General features: G+C 42.3%; 16 protein-coding genes. 14 read left to right on the top strand and 2 right to left on the bottom strand.

What is annotated here, in order from left to right; translation table 11 throughout:
* Positions 1 to 107: 107 nt before the first annotated feature.
* From AC1TO4_RS07800 to opp4C, 5 genes are all read left to right on the top strand, one after another.
* The gene (locus AC1TO4_RS07800) at positions 108 to 1088 is read left to right on the top strand and encodes an ABC transporter ATP-binding protein (protein ID WP_482101749.1); all 981 of its coding nucleotides are present in this window, start codon (positions 108 to 110) and stop codon (positions 1086 to 1088) included.
* Positions 1088 to 2134 carry an ABC transporter ATP-binding protein gene (locus AC1TO4_RS07795; protein WP_482104844.1) on the top strand — a complete coding sequence of 349 codons (1047 nt, stop codon included), beginning with the start codon at positions 1088 to 1090 and terminating at the stop codon, positions 2132 to 2134. Before AC1TO4_RS07800 ends, AC1TO4_RS07795 begins: the two co-directional genes overlap by 1 nt.
* Before the next feature lie 90 nt (positions 2135 to 2224).
* On the top strand, positions 2225 to 3859 hold the full coding sequence (locus AC1TO4_RS07790; RefSeq protein ID WP_482104843.1) for a peptide-binding protein: 1635 nt from the start codon (positions 2225 to 2227) through the stop codon (positions 3857 to 3859).
* 191 nt (positions 3860 to 4050) lie between these two features.
* Positions 4051 to 5001: an ABC transporter permease gene (locus tag AC1TO4_RS07785; protein WP_482104842.1), complete on the top strand. Its 951-nt coding sequence runs from the start codon at positions 4051 to 4053 to the stop codon at positions 4999 to 5001.
* Positions 5002 to 5067: 66 nt separating this feature from the next.
* Complete coding sequence (opp4C, locus tag AC1TO4_RS07780; protein WP_482104932.1) at positions 5068 to 5931, top strand: oligopeptide ABC transporter permease; 864 nt, start codon at positions 5068 to 5070, stop codon at positions 5929 to 5931.
* Between the two features lie 66 nt (positions 5932 to 5997).
* Here opp4C and AC1TO4_RS07775 read toward each other — a convergent pair whose 3' ends face one another.
* The gene (locus AC1TO4_RS07775; RefSeq protein WP_482104841.1) at positions 5998 to 8049 is read right to left on the bottom strand and encodes a prolyl oligopeptidase family serine peptidase; all 2052 of its coding nucleotides are present in this window, start codon (positions 8047 to 8049) and stop codon (positions 5998 to 6000) included.
* Between the two features lie 252 nt (positions 8050 to 8301).
* Here AC1TO4_RS07775 and desA point away from each other — a divergent pair, with 252 nt between their 5' ends.
* From desA to kynA, 6 genes are all read left to right on the top strand, one after another.
* Positions 8302 to 9354 (top strand): Delta(5) desaturase DesA, encoded by a 1053-nt coding sequence (gene desA / locus AC1TO4_RS07770; protein ID WP_482104840.1) that lies wholly within the window; start codon positions 8302 to 8304, stop codon positions 9352 to 9354.
* 94 nt (positions 9355 to 9448) lie between these two features.
* Positions 9449 to 10579, top strand: coding sequence for a sensor histidine kinase (locus AC1TO4_RS07765; protein WP_482104839.1), 1131 nt, complete (start codon positions 9449 to 9451; stop codon positions 10577 to 10579).
* A gap of 1 nt (position 10580) precedes the next feature.
* Positions 10581 to 11192, top strand: coding sequence for a response regulator transcription factor (locus AC1TO4_RS07760; protein WP_482104838.1), 612 nt, complete (start codon positions 10581 to 10583; stop codon positions 11190 to 11192).
* Positions 11193 to 11392: 200 nt separating this feature from the next.
* On the top strand, positions 11393 to 12658 hold the full coding sequence (kynU, locus tag AC1TO4_RS07755; protein WP_482104837.1) for a kynureninase: 1266 nt from the start codon (positions 11393 to 11395) through the stop codon (positions 12656 to 12658).
* Positions 12655 to 13302: an arylformamidase gene (gene kynB, locus AC1TO4_RS07750; RefSeq protein WP_482104836.1), complete on the top strand. Its 648-nt coding sequence runs from the start codon at positions 12655 to 12657 to the stop codon at positions 13300 to 13302. Before kynU ends, kynB begins: the two co-directional genes overlap by 4 nt.
* Entirely contained in the window at positions 13299 to 14117 is an 819-nt protein-coding gene (kynA, locus tag AC1TO4_RS07745; protein WP_482104835.1) for a tryptophan 2,3-dioxygenase, read from the top strand. Before kynB ends, kynA begins: the two co-directional genes overlap by 4 nt.
* A gap of 219 nt (positions 14118 to 14336) precedes the next feature.
* On the opposite strand, the gene AC1TO4_RS07740 is transcribed toward kynA, so the two are convergent.
* Entirely contained in the window at positions 14337 to 15185 is an 849-nt protein-coding gene (locus AC1TO4_RS07740) for a hypothetical protein (RefSeq protein WP_482104834.1), read from the bottom strand.
* Between the two features lie 176 nt (positions 15186 to 15361).
* On the opposite strand from AC1TO4_RS07740, the gene AC1TO4_RS07735 reads away from it, so the two are divergent.
* From AC1TO4_RS07735 to AC1TO4_RS07725, 3 genes are all read left to right on the top strand, one after another.
* The gene (locus tag AC1TO4_RS07735; RefSeq protein WP_482104833.1) at positions 15362 to 15529 is read left to right on the top strand and encodes a hypothetical protein; all 168 of its coding nucleotides are present in this window, start codon (positions 15362 to 15364) and stop codon (positions 15527 to 15529) included.
* Between the two features lie 113 nt (positions 15530 to 15642).
* The gene (locus AC1TO4_RS07730; RefSeq protein WP_482104832.1) at positions 15643 to 16530 is read left to right on the top strand and encodes a D-alanyl-D-alanine carboxypeptidase family protein; all 888 of its coding nucleotides are present in this window, start codon (positions 15643 to 15645) and stop codon (positions 16528 to 16530) included.
* A gap of 515 nt (positions 16531 to 17045) precedes the next feature.
* Positions 17046 to 18368, top strand: coding sequence for a D-serine ammonia-lyase (locus AC1TO4_RS07725; RefSeq protein ID WP_482104831.1), 1323 nt, complete (start codon positions 17046 to 17048; stop codon positions 18366 to 18368).
* The last annotated feature ends 105 nt before the right edge of the window (positions 18369 to 18473 follow it).

Genomic DNA, 18473 nt, shown 5'->3' with positions numbered 1-18473 from the left:
GGATATTCTTTTGAGTACTGAAATAGTTTGATTAATGGCATGAAACTTGCAATGAAGTTATATAGATTAGCACCAAAAGAAAGCTGAAAACGGTGGGGTGGATATGAATGTCAACTTTGTTGGAAGTGAAAAGTCTAAAAACGCACTTTAAAAAGAATAAACGCGTCGTACGGGCAGTAGATGGAATTGACTTTGAGATAAAAAAAGGCGAGACTGTAGCACTTGTTGGGGAGTCTGGATGCGGTAAAAGTATGACTTCATTGTCAATTATGGGTCTTGTCCCGTCACCGGAGGGGAAGATAGTTGATGGTGAAATTCTGCTAGACGGCGTTAATCTAGTAGAATTGCCCGAAAAGAAAATGTATAAAGTTCGTGGGAAAGACATTGCGATGATTTTCCAGGAACCAATGACTTCTTTAAATCCAGTTCTAACAATTGGTGATCAATTGATGAGTGTTATTATCTATCATCTAAAACTTACAAAGAAACAAGCAGAAACAAAAGCGATAGAAATGCTGGATTTAGTCGGTTTTTCGGATCCTAAAAAGTTGCTTAAAGATTATCCGCATCGCTTATCCGGCGGAATGAGACAGCGGGTGATGATAGCGATGGCCATGTCTTGTAATCCTAAGTTACTGATAGCGGATGAACCGACAACTGCATTGGATGTTACGATTCAAGCGCAAGTACTCGAGCTGATGAAGAAGTTAAGCGTGCAATTTTCGACGTCTATTCTTTTGATCACGCATGATCTTGGTGTTGTTTCTGAACTGGCGGAAAGAGTCATTGTTATGTATGCAGGGCAGATTGTTGAAATCGCTTACATTGATGATTTGTTTGGAAATCCTCTTCATCCCTATACTGTAGGACTCATTGATTCGGTACCGAAAATAGACGGAGAAATTGAAAGACTTCGAGCTATTAAAGGAAATGTTCCCGCTCCCGGATCAATCATAACAGGCTGCAGGTTTGCGGCTAGATGCAGCAAAGTGTTTGACCGTTGCACCAAAGAAGTGCCAGCTTTAAAAAAAGTAGATGAATATAGATCTGTCAGGTGCTTTTTATATGATGAAGTGGGGGCGGAATGATGGGTTCGACCAATTTATTAGAACCAACTGTGCTTGGCAGTAGAGTAGATAGAGTAATAGAAGAAACCTTGTTGGAAGTACGGAATATAAAAATGCACTTCCCAGTGAAGGCCGGTATTATCCAACGTACAGTTGGCCATGTGAAAGCTGTCGACGATATTAGTTTTAATGTAAGGAAAGGAGAGACCCTTGGAATCGTCGGAGAATCAGGCTGTGGTAAATCCACGATGGGTAGGGCTCTCATTAGATTATACGAACCAACAGGCGGCAACGTACTGTTTGAAGGAATTGACATTACAAATTTGCCGGAAAAGGAATTAAGGCCATTAATCCGAAGAAAGATTCAAATGATTTTTCAAGACCCTTATGCTTCTTTAAATCCTAGAAAGTCATTGGGGAATCTGTTAAATGAACCGCTAAAAGCCCACGGACTATATAAAAATCAAAAAGAGCGGGATGAAAAAATAAAAGAGCTTCTAAACGTCGTCGGTTTACATTCCTCATCCATTAATTACTATCCACACGAATTCTCGGGGGGACAGCGTCAGAGGATTGGAATTGCTCGATCCTTGGTGTTAAACCCGGAATTGATTATTGCAGATGAGGCTGTTTCCGCATTAGATGTATCCATACAGGCGCAAATCATTAATCTTCTAGAGGATTTGCAGTCTGAATTTAATCTGACCTATATTTTCATATCACATGATTTAAGTGTGGTGAGGCATATTGCAGATCGAGTAGGCGTTATGTATCTAGGAAAACTCGTCGAGCTAGCCGATAAAAATGATTTATATGTTGAACCGCTCCATCCATATACACAGGCACTACTTTCTGCCGTACCTATTATTCGAAGTAGAGGTTCTGCTAGTAGGGAGAGAATTATTTTAAAAGGCGATATTCCGAGTTCAGTTAATCAGCCGACGGGATGTGTGTTCCATACAAGATGTCCGGCAAAAATGAAGGTTTGTGAAACGATGATTCCACAACTCAAAGAGCCACGTCCAAATCATTTCGTTGCCTGTCATTTATATGATGCAAGTCTATAAATGGGTAAATAGATTTTTATTCTACAGAGGGGGGAAAGGGATTATTTGTTGGTATTGCGGCTAAAAGGAAAATAAAGGGGGAAGAAAAGAATGTTGAAAAATAGATTTATATTGGGAGTTATCTTCGTATTAATGCTTATAGTTTCTGCATGTTCGGACGGAGAAGTTAAAGAAAAGAGTGACACAAAGGACGGTAAACAATCAGAATCAGAAACAGAAAAAGCGTCAGGTGGCAAATTAGTACTAGGTACGACAGCTGCACCGACATTATTCAACCCATATTACTCCACAGATACTTCAAGTTCAACGCTTGAAGGATTTATGTTTAGCGGATTAGTAACAGTTAACGAAGATTTTAACCCTGAGGGAGACCTGGCAGAAAGTTGGGAGTTCTCGGATGACGGGTTAACGTGGACTTTCCACTTAAGAGAAAATGTAAAATGGCATGATGGAGAAGACTTTACGGCTGATGACGTTGTATTTTCTTATGGCATTCCATTGGATGAAGGCTACATCGGACCACGTGGATTGGCATTTGAAATTATTGATGAAATAAATAAAATTGATGATTACACAGTAGAGTTTGTTCTTTCTGAACCGTACGCACCATTCATAACAATTACAGCTCAATTTGAAGTACTGCCAAAACACATTCTTGGAGATGTTCCTATTGCTGACCTTGGTAAGGACAAGTTCAATACAAAAGAACCGATTGGAACAGGTCCATTCAAATTTAAAGAATGGAAAGAGGGAGAGTATATTGAGCTCGAAGCAAACGATGACTATTTCCTAGGAGCACCTAAATTAGATGGTATCATTTACAAAATTGTTCCTGATATGAATACGCTAATGGCCCAGTTGGAAGTTGGCGATGTTAATTTGACGAGTATTTCTCCTCAGTATATTGAAACAGCAAACAAACTACAGGAAAAAGGGAAGATAGAAGTAAGCTCTGGACCTGCAAATGCATTTGAATACATTGGATATAACTTAAGAAATGAATTGTTCCAGGACAAAAAGGTGCGTCATGCATTAACGCATGCAATTGATAAAGTCTCAATCGTAGAAGCTTTATTGGATGGAGCTGGAGTTGTTGCAGATGGACCAGGTAGCCCTGCGAACTGGGCATTTAACCCGGATATGCCGAAGTTTGAATATGATCCCGAAGTTGCAAAGGAATTATTGAAAGAAGCTGGATGGGAACCAAATTCAGACGGTGTGTTAGAGAAAGACGGTAAGAAATTTGAATTTGTTTTGAAAACGACTTCAGCAAATGAAGTTCGTCAGCAAATCGCAGAAGTTGTTCAACAACAACTAAACGAAATCGGCATTAAAGTTTCGATAGAAGTACTAGAATGGAGTGCCTACGTAGAACAAACAAGTCCGCCACTATGGAACTTTGATGCTATTGTAGCGGGTTGGTCTATCGGTAGTGACCCGGATCCGACTTGGTTCTGGCATTCATCCGAAATTGAAAACGGCTTGAACTACAACGGCTATTCAAATAAGAAAGTTGACGAACTGCTATCTGAGAACACGAAAATTTCCGATCTAGACGAAAGAAAGAGAATCATTGCCGAAGCGGATGCAATTGTTGCTGAGGATCAGCCAAACACATTCCTATATTATGTAGCGGGTAGTTTAGCAAATGCACCTAATCTTAAGGGACCTAAATACAATGCAGCGAACACGTACTACAAAATACATGAATGGTACATCGAATAACTAAAAATGATTTCTTGTACTGATAGCGAACATCACCTGTGAAATAGACAGATGATGTTCGTACTATTAAAAAAACAAATCTAATGGGTGAATTCTTATCTTTACGTATGGGACCGATTTCCAGTGCAGTATTCTTTAGATATTCAGAAAGCCCCGGTTAACTAAATTTTAAATGAAGGAGCGGACTGGAAATGACTACATATATAGTAAGAAGAATTTTAATGGCTATTCCATTACTTTTTATTATTACTATCATTTCATTTGCCATGATGCAAATGGCACCCGGTGATCCCACGGCGTTAATGATGGATCCCATGATCAAGCAAGAAAACCTAGTGAAATATAAAGAAGCTTATGGGTTAAATGACAACGTAGTTGTGCAATATTTTAGATGGCTTGGTAACATGGCTCAAGGAAACTTTGGAGAATCCCTGATTCGGCAAGGCGTACCTGTTAAAGATTTGATTGTGGCAAGGCTCCCAAATACGTTGATTTTAATGCTTGTGTCAACAATCATTGCTTTTCTAATCTCAATCCCACTCGGGGTCTTCTCGGCTACCAAACGGAATTCATTGACAGATTATTCAATTACGTTTGTTTCTTTTTTTGGGATTGCAACACCTAACTTCTGGATTGGTCTTGTCCTAATCATGTTCATGTCAGTCCACATGGGATGGTTCCCGACAGGCGGCGTCTCTACTCTTGGAGAACCTTTTAGTATTTGGGATCGTATTCATCACTTAATATTGCCTGCATTTGTACTTGCAACAGCGGACATGGCAGGATTAACAAGATACTCGCGTTCCAGTATGTTAGAAGTGTTACGACAGGACTATATTCGTACAGCAAAAGCAAATGGTTTTCGAAATATGACAGTTATTTTCAAGCATGGACTTCGTAATGGACTTATACCGATTATTACAATTATTGGATTAATGTTGCCGTCATTTATAGGTGGATCTGTCATAATTGAGAGTATTTTTGCCTGGCCGGGAATTGGTTTGCTATTCGTTGAAGCCGCATTCCAAAGGGATTATCCGGTAATTATGGCGGTCGTTGTAATTGCAGCAACTTTGGTTGTAATCGGCAACTTACTAGCAGATATACTATACGCCATATTCGATCCGCGAATTGAGTATTAGGAGGGGAAAGAAGTGACACCACCAGGATTAAATCCACCAGTAAATGACCCATTGTTAGCAGACGGTATGCAGGATTATATACACGAATCTATTGGGAGAGTCATGTTACGTAAATTTATGAAGAATAAACTAGCTGTCGTAGGTGCAATTATGTTGATTATTATTATCACCTGCGCGATTTTTGCACCAGTGATAGCGCCACAAGATCCGAGTAAACAAGTTTTGATGGATAAACTGAGCCCTCCAGGTGAGAAGTATATTTTAGGTGCAGATAATCTGGGTCGTGACACGTTGAGCCGATTGCTATACGGAGCTAGAGTTTCTCTACTTGTAGGTTTTGTTTCAATAGTGGGTTCAATTTTCATCGGTACGGTAGTTGGTGCGGTGGCCGGATATTATGGAGGTAAGCTGGATGCGATTCTGATGCGGATTGTAGACGCCGTTATATCATTTCCGTCACTGTTTCTGCTAATCACACTTGTGACTATATTTGAACCGAGTGTGATGACACTCATTGGTGTATTTGCAATATTTGGATGGACGGGAACCGCCCGTTTAGTGCGTGGCGAATTCTTATCGCTTCGATCGGCTGAATTCGTATTGGCGGCAAGAACCTTGGGGATTAGAAATGTTAGGATTATTTTTTCGCACATTTTGCCTAATGCAATGGGGCCAATCATTGTTTCGGCAACACTCGGTATCGGGGGAGTCATTTTAGCGGAAGCGGGTCTTAGTTACCTTGGACTCGGTATTCAGCCGCCAATACCAAGTTGGGGGAATATGTTACAAAGCGCTCAAAATCCCCAAATCATGCTTGGGGCATGGTGGTACCCGCTGTTTCCAGGATTTATGATATTGATTACTGTTCTTTCTTTTAACTTTGTAGGTGACGGATTACGTGATGCGTTTGATCCTAAAATAAGTGAATGAAATAGGAAGTTAAACAGAACTGCCCTCAAAATGCAAGCCATTTTGAGGGCAGTTCTGTTTCTCCGTTTAACTTTTAGAAAACATGCCTAGGCCTTTATAAAGAAACGTAAAAATATCGGTATGTTCTTCGATAATTTTCACGGTCGGTTTACCAAGACCGTGTCCAGCGTCTTTTTCGATTCTAAGGAGAATAGGTGCTTCACCAACTTGAGATTCTTGCAAAGTTGCCGCATATTTTTTCGAATGGAGCGGGACAACACGGTCGTCTGTATCTGCAGTTGTGATTAGTGTTGCCGGGTATTTTTGATTGGGTAAAATATTATGAAGTGGAGAATAGGCATAGATTGTTTTAAAGTGTTCCGGATTTTTTTCCGCATTCCCAAATTCAGATGTCCAAAAGCGTCCCACAGTGAAATGTTGATACCTAAGCATGTCAGTTACAGGTACTTGGCAAATGACCGTGTTAAATAAATCAGGTCGCTGGTTCATGCATACTGAAACTAGCAAGCCACCATTACTACCACCCATTATCGCCAATTTAGCAGGATTCGTATAATCATTGCCGATTAACCATTCAGCTGCAGCGATGAAATCATCGAAGACTTGTTGTTTCCTTTCAAAAGTACCAGCTTGGTGCCAATCCTCACCGTACTCGCCACCACCTCTGATGTTAGCAACCGCATAGATGCCACCATCCTCGATAAACATCGCATTGGACGCAGAGTAGGCAGGCGTTATACTGATGTTGAAACCACCATACCCATATAATAGTACAGGGTTATCTCCCGTTAACTTAAGGTCTTTTTTATGCGTAATGAACATGGGGATATTCGTCCCGTCCGTCGAAGGATAAAAAATTTGTTTCGTTACATAAGCAGAACTGTCTAACGCAACTTGTGAGGAAAATATTGTTTCAAGCCGATTCGTTTCAAAATCAAACCTCACAACAGTAGTCGGGCTTAAATAGGAAGTGTAACTGATAAACATTTCTTTTTGTTTTTTATTTGTCGTAATATTCGTCACCGTAATTGTATCAGGGAGATCTAGTTTAGTGCTAAGCGCTCCAGAAAGATCATATAACTTGATCAAATCCTTGGCGTGGTGCAGATACGTTATTACTAATTGGTCATCTACTATTTTTGTAAAGGACATGACACCCTCTTGTTCAGGAATAATTTCTATCCAGTATTTTTCTTCCAAACGATTAATATCAATGGCAACTATTTTTCCGTTAGCTGCATCTTTATTTGTATAAATATAAAAAGTAGTGCCCTTATTTCCAATGAATGAATAATAGGCATCTCCGGTAGCGGCTAGAGGGATGAAATCCTCGCTACTATCGATAGGTCGATAATACAGCCGGCTTTTGTTTTCAGTCCCTTTCCATGACTCGAGTAAAAGATAGTTATAGTCATCTGAGACGATAGCGCCAAATGCCAGCTCCTTGTCATCGGGTCTTTCATGGATGAGTCTATCCTCAGATTCCGGAGTACCCACAACGTGGAAATAAAGTCGGTTATAGTTACTTTCATCGACAGCGTCCACATCACCAAGTTTCGGATAGCGGCTGTAATAGAAGCCTGTGCTGTTTTCAACCCAGGCAAGACTGCTGAATTTACAACGTGAAATCTTTTCGGGATACTCCACGCCATTTTCCATGTCACGGATACTTATTTCTTGCCAGTCGCTACCGTTATCTGAAAGAGCATAAGCCATTATTGTTCCTTCTTTATTGAAAGAGATGTGTGTTAAAGCTGTTGTTCCAGCCGGATTTAGTGCGTTTGGATCGATTACAACTTCGGGTGAGGAATCTAACAGTGACTTCGAACGATAAAATACAGGTTGATTTTGCAGGCCATCATTTTTTTGGTAGTAGTAATAGTCCCCTTCTTTTTGAGGAACAAAGTACTTTTCGTAATTCCAATGTCGGGATAGTCTTTCTTTTAGTTCTTTTCTTTCGGGAATTGTTTTGAAATAGGCTTGTGTGTTGGCTGTTTGTTGCTCATCAAAGTTTTTTGTTTCAATACTCTTATCGTCTTCCAACCATCTGAAAGGATCTTCGACAAGAGTGCCATGATGGTTATCTGTAACAATCTGTTTTTCGTTTCCAATTTTCATGTAGTTAACGCTCCTCTTTTTGTATTTATAGGTGAAAAAAATCTTTACACCTATAAATACATGCAAGTTTTGTGCCGATGATTCAGAAATAGGAAGGAAATCTATCCTTGTGAATTAATTCACAACAAGTGACACTTGTCATATCGATAATCATGACATCTATGCCTTCTGTAAAGTCGGATATTTCTTTATCATTAGATTCAAGATAGTGAATCAGAAAAAGTACATCAGATTGAAGGAGGATCACTCAACATGTCTAAAGAAAAAACAAAGCAGTTACACAAAGACGTTGCCCCTTTTGCGAAGTCAGATAAAAAGAAAAGTATTATACAACTTATCAATACAGTCCCACCATTGCTAATCCTATGGTTCTTGGCATACCAGAGTTTGTCGGTTTCGATCTGGCTAACACTTGGACTTTCTGTGATTGCATCAGGTTTCGTCATTCGGACGTTTATCATCTTCCATGATTGCACGCATGGTTCATTCTTCAAAAACAAAAAAACAAATGATATCGTCGGTACCATTACCGGCATCCTTACACTGTTTGCTTATGAAAAGTGGAAACGTGAACACTCAATCCATCATGCAACAAGCTCGAATCTCGACAAGCGCGGGACGGGTGACATTTGGGTCATGACAGTTGAAGAGTATGTAGAAGCGTCAAAATGGCATCGTTTTGGTTACCGGTTATACCGTAATCCAATCGTCATGTTCGGTTTTGGACCGCTTTTCCTTGTACTTATCTCAAGCCGTTTCAACCGCAAAGACGCACGTAGGAAAGAGCGTAACAATACGTATTTGACGAACGCAGCACTTGTTGTCATTTACACAGGCATGATTTTACTTGTTGGCTGGCAGGCATTCCTCCTTATTCAAGGAACAATTATGTTCGTCGCAGGAGCACTTGGAATCTGGTTGTTCTACATTCAACACACGTTTGAAGACTCGTATTTCGAAGAGGAATCTGAGTGGGATTATGTGAAAGCTGCTATCGACGGCAGTTCATACTACAAGTTGCCACGTGTGTTACAGTGGGCTACAGGAAATATTGGTTTCCATCACGTCCATCACTTGTCACCGCGTGTTCCCAATTACAACTTGGAAATGGCACATGAATCGACACCACCTCTTCATGTGGCAACAACGATTACAATCAAAGAAAGTATTTCGTCAATCCGATACCGGTTGTATGATCCTGAGAAGAAAAGATTTATCGCATTTAAAGACGTAAAGCATATGATTAAATCAGCAAGTCCTTCTATTGATCTGAAACCGAAACGCACAAGTTTCGACCAGAAATAATAGCGAAAGCAGTCATCTCTTTAGAGGATGGCTGTTTTTTTTATCCGGAAATTTGGTACAATGGTAAGTATAGACAGGACGGTGAACGAACGGTATGCAAAGTTGGTATAGTATCTTCCCGAAAAATCCATGGGTCAGTATTTACGCTTGGGTTGTATTTTGTTTTCTTCCGTTCTTTTTCATCTTTAGATCATCTTCTCCACTTGAAATAACGATTGGCATTTCGTTGTTATTATTATTTTTCCTGTCCTACATGTTTTCATTCAAATCGAAGAGCGGACTCGTTTATATGTGGATCAGTTTTGAAATTGTGATTAACGTTGCGATGACGCTGTTATTCGGTTATGTTTATTTGTCCATTTTCACTGCATTTTTCATTGGTAATATAAAAAATCCAATTGGCTTTTTTGTTATTTACGGGTTACATATTGCGATTACAATTTTTGCGATTGTCATAGGATTCTTCATCGAAATTGAATTGTTCATCTCGCAAATCCATTTCATCCTCATTTGCGTAATTGGTACAGTGTTGTTGCCATTTAATCTTTACAACCGCAATAAACGTGAAAATCTTGTTGATCAATTAGAAAATGCGAACGAACGCATTTCAGAGCTGATTATCCTGGAGGAGCGCGAACGAATTTCCCGTGATTTGCACGATACACTCGGTCAGAAGCTATCGCTGATTGGATTGAAAAGTGATTTGGCCGGAAAGCTGGTATCTCGTGATCCGAGAGCGGCTGAAAGAGAACTGCGGGATATCAGGCAGACTGCAAGTACAGCATTGAAAGAAGTCCGTGAGTTAGTGGCGGGCATGCGGTCGATGAAGCTTGAAGATGAAGTGATTCGCATTGAGCAGATGTTGAAGGCGGCCGAAATGGATTACACAATCGAGGGCAACCCCTCATTCACCAACATTCCTGCAATTGTTGAAAGTGTATTGAGCATGTGCTTGAAAGAAGCGGTGACCAATGTCGTGAAACATAGTTTCGGAAAGACGTGCTGTGTATCGTTTGAACAATTGCCAAATGAATTCGTTATCAATGTAGCAGACGATGGAATTGGCATCACGAGAGGCGGAGAAACCTCGCCTGGTAATGGTTTGACTGGAATGCGCGAACGACTTGAGTTTGTCAACGGAAGCCTTCGAGTGGAGGGTGGCGAAGGAACGAAATTATCGATTCGTGTTCCTGCAGTCATACAACATATTATGGAGAGTGATTGACGTGATACGTATTGTCATAGCGGAAGACCAAGGGATGATGCTTGGAGCGCTTGGATCCTTGTTGAATATGGAAGATGATATGGAAGTGGTCGGCAAAGCAAAAAACGGACAAGAAGCAGTTGCCCTCGTACGGGAGCACCAGCCAGATGTCTGTATTATGGACATTGAAATGCCTGTAATGACGGGACTCGACGCCGCCGAAGCTTTAAAAAGTGAGCCATGTAAAATCATTATCCTAACGACGTTTGCCAGAGCCGGCTATTTTGAACGTGCTCGAAAAGCGGGTGTGCGCGGCTATTTATTAAAGGATAGTCCGATTGAGGAGCTCGTCAATTCAATTCGGACAATCATGGACGGCAGACGGATTTACGCGCCGGAACTCGTCGACATCGCTTACGGCGATGGGGACGAAACTGAAAACCCGCTGACGGAACGTGAAACCCAAGTTCTTAAACTCATCGCAGACGGCAAGACAACGAAAGAAATCGCAGGGGATCTATTTTTAACGCCGGGTACAGTACGAAATTACATTTCTGCAATTTTGGATAAACTCGACGTCGGTAACCGGATAGAAGCCATTTCTCGATTTAAAGACAAGGGCTGGTTTAAGTAAGTGGATACATATGAAGAAGGAGGCCGGCAGCGATGTCGGTTTTTTTGTTTTTTATTGGAGACCGCCCAAAAACCGAAGTATACCGCCCGAACCCCACAGCAAACCGCCCAAACCCCCAACACTATCCCCTCATTACACACCCCACCCAATATGTTACACTTTCACTAATAACGGAAACTTCTCACAAGGGGGAAACGAACATGTTTGGAGTCGAATATGCACGGGGGCTTGACGATAAAGACGGTTTGGCTCATTACAAAAGTGAATTTTATTTACTCAAAAACACCATCTACATGGATGGTAATTCACTCGGTTTGTTGTCGAAAAGGGCGGAGCGCACGCTGCATGACTTACTGGATTCTTGGAGAAAGTTGGGCATCGATGGATGGACGGAAGGGGACAATCCTTGGTTTTATTTGTCTGAGTCGGTTGGGGAGAAAATGGCACCACTTGTAGGCGGATTGAGCAATGAAGTGATTGCAACCGGTTCTACAACGACAAATTTGCATCAGTTGGCTGCCACATTTTACAAACCTTCCGGAACGAGAACAAAAATTCTCGCGGATGAACTCAACTTCCCATCAGACATATATGCATTGAAAAGCCAACTCCTGCTTAAAGGATATGACCCTGCCGAACACCTTGTCCAAGTGAAGAGTGAGGATGGCAGATTTTTGCGTGAAGACGATATTATCGAAGCGATGACAGATGACATTGCACTCATTGTCCTACCGGCTGTCTTGTACAGAAGCGGACAAATCCTAGACATGGAAAAACTCGTAAAGGCGGCGAACGCAAGAGGCATCCCGATTGGTTTTGATTTATGCCATTCGATTGGTTCGGTTGAACATGAATTGCATGACTGGGGAGCGGATTTCGCATTTTGGTGTACGTATAAGCATTTGAATGGGGGACCTGGTTCGGTTGCAGGATTGTTCGTTCATGACAAGCACTTCGGTAAAGCGCCTGGATTAGCAGGATGGTTTGGTTCGAAAAAGGAATCGCAATTCGATATGAATCATACAATGGATCCAGCGATGGATGCCGCGACCTATCAAATCGGGACGCCGCATGTACTTAGTCTGGCGCCGGTTATTGGTGCGCTTGAACTGTTTGACGAAATAGGCATTAAACGTATCCGCGAAAAATCGCTTCAACTTACGGATTATATGCTGAAACTCATTCAACAAGAACTGTCTGCGCATGGTTTCGTCATTGGAAATCCAATTGACGATACGCGTGGGGGGCATATCTTATTGGAACACGCTGAGGCGGCGCGCATTTGTAAAGCGTTGAAAGAAGCCGGTGTTATTCCAGATTTCCGTGCGCCAAATGGCATTCGACTTGCGCCGGTCGCACTATACAATTCTTTCGAAGACGTTTGGCATACGATTCAAAAGTTAAAAGTGATTATGGATGAAAAACGCTATGAAAAGTTTGAGAACAAAAGGGGTGTTGTCGCATGACTGGGAAATGGATTGATATTTCACAACCATTGCATAATGAGATTGCCGAATGGCCGGGCGACACGCCGTTTTCTTACGAGGTCGAGTACTCAAAGAATGAAACAGGATCCGTCAATATTGGGAAACTATCTACCAGTACGCATATGGGAACACATATCGACGCGCCATTTCATTTTGACGATAATGGATTTAAAGTGCTTGATTTACCGATTGATTTATTCATCGGACGTGCACGTGTTGTGGATGTTTCAGGAAAAGAAAGCATTGGTCGTGCAGAACTGGAAGGCATTGATTTCGGCGGGGCTGAACGGATTTTATTGAAAACAGGAAGCCGTCCTGACCCGAACGTGTTCCCAGAGACTTTTACGTATTTACGGACAGATATTGGTCCGCTATTAAAAGAGCGAGGCGTTCGACTTATTGGTGTGGATACGCCATCTGTTGACCCGGAAACAAGCAAGACAGTCAGTGCGCATCATGCGCTTAATGACAACGGTGTCATGATTTTGGAAAACATTGACCTCAGTAAAGTGAATGCTGGCGATTATGATCTGATTGCCTTGCCACTTCCCATAAAAGAAGGTGACGGCAGTCCTGTTCGTGCTGTGCTGCGTGCAATCGAGGGGAGTCGACAACCGTTATGACGGAAAAAGGAATTCACACAGATTTCAAAGATACGATGACATATGGGGAGTATTTGAATCTGGATACATTGCTGTCGAGCCAGCAACGCTTGTCCGGCCATCATGATGAGATGCTGTTCATCGTTATCCACCAAGTGAGCGAACTGTGGATGAAGCTGATTTTGCATGAACTCAACACAGGTATTGAATTGATTGAAAAAGACGAACTGCCGGAAGCGTTTAAAATGCTGGCACGCGTATCAAAAATTCAGACGCAAATTATTCAGGCATGGGATGTATTGTCGACGTTGACGCCTGCTGAATACATGGAATTCCGGGACAGTTTGGGGCGTGCATCGGGTTTCCAGTCCTACCAGAATAGGCTTATCGAGTTTGCCCTCGGTTACAAACAATCGCATATTTTGAAGATTTACGAGAAAGATACTGAACTTGTGAGTCGCCTTGAGACGGCTTTCCGTGCGCCGGGTATTTATGATGTAGCGATACGTGCGCTTGCGAGAGCCGGCTTCGCCATTAATCCAGAACTACTCGATCGCGATTTCTCTGTTACGTACAAAGGGGATCCGTCGGTAGCTGCTGCGTGGCTTGAAGTCTATCGCAATGTAGATGATCACTGGGATTTATATCAGCTGGCGGAGAAGCTAGTCGATATCGAAGACAGCCATCAGCAGTGGCGTTTCCGTCATATGAAAACCGTTGAACGAATCATTGGTTTTAAAATGGGGACGGGCGGTTCGTCGGGTGTCAATTACTTAAAGGCTGTTCTCGACCACCAGTTCTTCCCAGAGCTATGGGATGTACGAACAAAGTTGTAAATGGGAAAACTCCGCCAACTATTTTTTGTCGGCGGAGTTTTTTTATAGGGTGGTCAATCAAACTAAGTAGATGTCACTCCAATCTTTCAAATGAAATTTTCTCATCGTCCACTCTTCATACACAGGTGTATCGGCAACAAACCCGTCGACATGATTACCCATCGACAGTAGGTACTCCTCCGCGAACCGCTATGGTTCATTGCCCCAACCTTGAAAAGCTTAAGTAGCGAACAATCCTTTAGATATCACATGTTTCTCTATAGGTGATTGTGCTACACGATCATGCCAATTGGTTGATAAATCCCAATCGTCCGTTCCATCGTGGTCATCAAAAATCTTATACGTAGGTACATTCGCAAGTAATCTTTGTGCCTGATGAAGCGCTCCGATTGTTTGGAGAAGGTCTCCGCTTTGCCTGCCGTTGACTTGCACGGATGATGTACTGAATGGTTTATCGGCAAGTCGGCTGTCCAGCTGTGTTAAATCTTCTTGTCTATTTAAGCTCCCTGCAACTGTCTGGATAACTGGGAACAAAGGATCTGCTACATCATCCGCATAGATTTGATCGCCGAGAAGGAACAGAGCGCTTGGTCGTTTCTCCAAGTCTTGCTGGGTATTCTTTATAAGTTCATCCCCTGCCGCAAGTGCATCTTCGCCTTTCCCGTGTAACTTTCTACATAATGCATAGAGGAAGTTCGAGGTTTTACCGGCGGGGATGAACAATGAGGGATAAGCAAGATCACCGTAAGTGATGGATTGCTCTTTATTGGCTGAAGTTAAACCGAGGCTTCCAAAGGTGTAAGAATCTATTCCATTATGGAAAAACAGGTCATACCCGAGCAACGTATCTACCGGGAAGTTTCCGTTTACTTGCACGAGGTAAATGAAAAGTTGTTGCCCAGCTCGAATGGAAGAGGTGCGCGTCTTTGTAGGAAGCTTAGCCTCAGCAGAGATAGCATAAACAGAAGCGTCAATATCAAAAGGCTGGCTTGTTGCGATCCAAATTGTAACCGAATCGGCTTCAACTCTTCGCAAAATAGGGCCTGCAAGTATCGTTGTTAGTTTCATTTGAAGCACCGCCATTACCTGAGTTGTTCTAGTAGCATATTCGCAACGGACGGGGGTGGTGTGTGCTGTTGAATCGACTCATTTAGGAAATAGAACTGTAAATGGAACATTCTTTTGAAGTGTAAAATGGTAGGATTAACGTATTGAGATAACCACTTAGAAAAGAGGGACTAGAAATGCGGTGGATACTACTAATTGTATTGGCAATCGCGTTAGAATTCTTTGTACGATTTTTAACGAAAAATATGGAAGATAAAAAGAAAAGGGAGAAACTACTTGCGCTAATTTGGTTTGGATTTGGTGCGGTTTTAGTTGTGGTATGGCTAATCGGTCGATTCCTATAGATGGCATGTATAGAGAAACTTAAGGAAATCTTCATAATCACGCTAAGAGAATCTTCATGATTAGGGTTCAATATTAAGGTAATGAAACCTATCGACTGAAAAGGCGGGAAAAGATGAAGAAATTATTTTTTATACTAGCGGTAATTATACTAAGCGTAACGGTTTTGTTACAAACGAAGGAAGCAACCCCTGAAATAGTAGAGTTAAATGTTGTTGCGAAAGCAATCATTCTAATGGATGCCGAAACGGGGAAAGTGATTTATGGTGAAAATAGTGCAGAATCGTTACCAATCGCAAGCATGTCCAAAATGATGACACAGTATCTTGTCCTAAACGCCGTCAATAGCGGCACGCTGTCATGGGATAGTACATACAATCCAAGTGAAGCAATTCAAAAAGTCATGGGGAAATCCGCAGCGGTCAAACTTGGGATGACTGAAGGCAATACGTATTCATTGAAAGAACTGTTTACTGCCATGACTGTAAACTCTGCGAACGATGCTGCGATGGCGCTAGCCGAAATGGTTAGTGGAACCGAAGAAGCGTTTGTTGAATTGATGAATGAACAAGCCAACAGTTTCAGATTGAAAGAGACAACGTTCTTCAATGCGAGCGGCCTGGATGGCGATTACATTGGCAAAGGACCTGAACAAACGAATCGTGCATCTGCCCGTGATGTTGCAGTCATTGCACAAAAGCTGATTGCCAAACATCCTGAGGTGCTTGATTTTACAAAGATGACGAGTTTTAAAACAAGTAACGGAACTACATTGTGGAGTACAAATTTAATGTTGGCGGGTATGCCACAAGCAATGCCAGGGATTGATGGATTGAAAACTGGTTACACAGATCAAGCTGGATCCTGCTTTGTCAGCACTGGCGTATTTGACGGGCGACGAATTATCTCGGTCGTCATGGATGTTGAAGCAGATGGTGAAGATACGACGACCCCAAGATTCGATCTAACAAGAGAACTTATTGAGAGATTTGTGGTGGAATAATGGGGAATGAGCCAGAGAACCCACCAATACCGCTTCGACGCTTTGTGGATGCCTCCCGCGATAAGCCGGAAAGAAAACCACTTTCAGTCTTATCGCTTCGGCTACCACGAAGACGCGCCTTCGCTGGATAGTCAATTTGAGAAGGTGCATTTCGTTATTGGGGATGAGATTTGCATATAGTGCGTCTTTCTTCAATGCAATTAGTATCAAATAGTAATCACTTTATAGCCTCAGTTCATACATCTCAAAATCACAACTCCCTCAATTATGGAAAACCCCAGCGCAGGCGCGGCAAAGGGGTAGCCGAAGCCTTGAGACTGGATGCGTAGCGCCAATCCAGGCTCATGGCCAGAGGCATCCCCAAAGCGCCAAGCGATCTACACTCCACACTCCACACTCCGAAACAATAAACAAGAGTAGCCCTACCGCCTATGGAAGGGCTATTTGTTTGGCGATTTTAACTGGCACATCATGATATACTGTTGTTACAAAATTGAAAAAAAGAGGCGATAAACATGATGGATAAAACACAAGTCAATGAATGGATAGCAAAATTACCGCTCATCGAGCAGATGGCGGCACGAGAAGAAGTATTGTGGCTCAATCCCTTAATCGAATCGTCAACAACAGGCCTTGTGAAAACAGGCGTGACAGCAGCAGACGTGAAAGACGCATCTGATCGTCTAAAGCGTTTTGCACCGTACATCGAGCTCGTTTTTCCGGAAACCAAAGCATCTGATGGCATTATTGAATCGCCGATTACCGCCATACCTAATATGAAAGATGCACTTTCCAATGCATACGGAACAACAATTATGGGGGAGCTACTCCTGAAAGAAGACAATGCACTTCCCATTTCAGGTTCTATCAAAGCACGTGGTGGTATTTATGAAATACTAAAACATGCCGAAACACTTGCGATTGAACATGGATTGATAACAACAGAGGACGACTACAGTAAATTTGCAGAACCTGAATTCGGTAACTTGTTTGCCAAACATAAAATTGCTGTTGGATCAACGGGAAATCTAGGTCTCAGTATCGGCATCATGAGCGCTAAACTAGGTTTCAATGTCACAGTTCATATGTCTGCAGATGCAAAGCAGTGGAAGAAAGACATGCTGCGTGAAAAGGGTGTAACGGTCGTTGAATACGCGGACGACTATAGCAAAGCTGTTGAAGAAGGACGTCGTCAGGCAGATGCAGATCCTTTATGTCATTTTGTAGATGATGAAAATTCGCTCGATCTGTTCTTAGGTTATGCAGTGGCAGGAGAACGTGTTGCAGACCAGTTGAGAGCTCGAGGTACAATCGTTACTGAAGACAACCCACTTTACGTTTACCTGCCATGCGGTGTTGGTGGAGGACCTGGAGGTGTAGCGTTTGGATTGAAGCTCGCTTTCGGTGACGCAGTGAGTTGTTTCTTTGCAGAGCCAACACATTCCCCGTGTATGATGCTTGGCATGATGACCGGTCTTCACGATAATGTTTCCGTTCAAGACTTCGGGCTCGACAATAAAACAGCCGCTGACGGACTTGCGGTTGGCACAGCATCTGGTTTTGTCGGAAAAACGATGGAACCTTTACTAGCTGGCTGTTACACAATAGCAGACGGAACAATGTTCAAGTTATTGAAGCTACTTGCAGATACAGAAAGCATTCGACTTGAACCATCTGCACTTGCGGGGATGACTGGCCCGATACAAGTCATTAACAAGAATATTCCAGGCGCAAATTCCTTAAACACAACTCATCTCGTGTGGGGAACAGGCGGTAGTATGGTGCCCGAATCTGAAATGAATCTGTACTATGGGATGGCGGAAATGGAAGGGAAATGAACGGGAAATAATTCGAGCTATTTCCCGGGAAATGGACAGTATTCGGGAAATAATTGCAGAAAATAAAAAACCTCACAGAAGTGTGAGGTTTTTTAGGTTTGTATG

The organism is Sporosarcina sp. Y838, assembly GCF_056786515.1.
The sequence above is the reverse complement of the archived record's forward strand: the minus strand, read 5'-3'. Positions and strand labels throughout refer to the sequence as shown.